General features: G+C 50.2%; 1 protein-coding gene. It reads left to right on the top strand.

The features are described 5' to 3' along the window. Positions 1-24: 24 nt before the first annotated feature. Positions 25-709: DUF3060 domain-containing protein (locus tag ACH65_RS20145; RefSeq protein ID WP_153242681.1), on the top strand; the 685-nt coding region annotated here is incomplete at its 3' end.

The following is a 709-nucleotide window of genomic DNA, read 5'->3' as shown; positions in this document are numbered from 1 at the left end:
TAGATCAGAGCATCCCTAGCCGACATGGGCTATGACGGGAAGACTTACTATCAAATTTCAACAAATACGGACGCCTCTGGCGTGACATCAACGGTAGCCGTTCTTTCGAACGGTCTCGTCTCAATACCGAATGCAAGCGTGGTTGTTGAGAGTGGTGTGACCGGGCAGGTTGCTGGAGACGCAGATACCATCAAGCTAACCGATAACTCCAGCACTGTCCTTGGCGTGTCAGGCCAGAGTGACTTCATCGCATCGAATGGAAACGAAATTCACATACTTGGCGATGGCTCCTCTGTAAGCATCAATGGTGCGAGTAACAGCATTTCACTTGAGTCCAGCAATCAAACACTCGCGCTTGTGTCGGGCAATAACAAGGTCAATATACTGAGCAATCTTTCCGCAGAGACCATTACTGGGCCAGCCGCCGCTTCGATGTCAATTACAGCGGGGGATAGCAACGAAGTCACCTTGAATGGTGGAGTACAAGGTGACTTTACGGGCGGTGCGAACACGAAACTTAACGCTTCCGATGTCAGCTTCATGCAGGTCAGTGTCGGGGAAAGCAGCACTGTAAGCATTGGTGACAATGCTTACGCGTACATTAGGCAGATGTCCAAGGGAACATTGAACCTTGGCAATGGCGACACGTTCAATCTGACAGGTTCAGGTAACACCATCAATGCAGGAAACCTAGGGAAATGGGATGGAC

Origin of the sequence: Frateuria defendens, from assembly GCF_001182895.1 — a bacterium.
GTDB classification, from domain to species: Bacteria; Pseudomonadota; Gammaproteobacteria; order Xanthomonadales; family Rhodanobacteraceae; genus Frateuria_B; species Frateuria_B defendens.
Note: the sequence above shows the minus strand (reverse complement) of the source record. Positions and strands in the feature narration are given on the sequence as shown.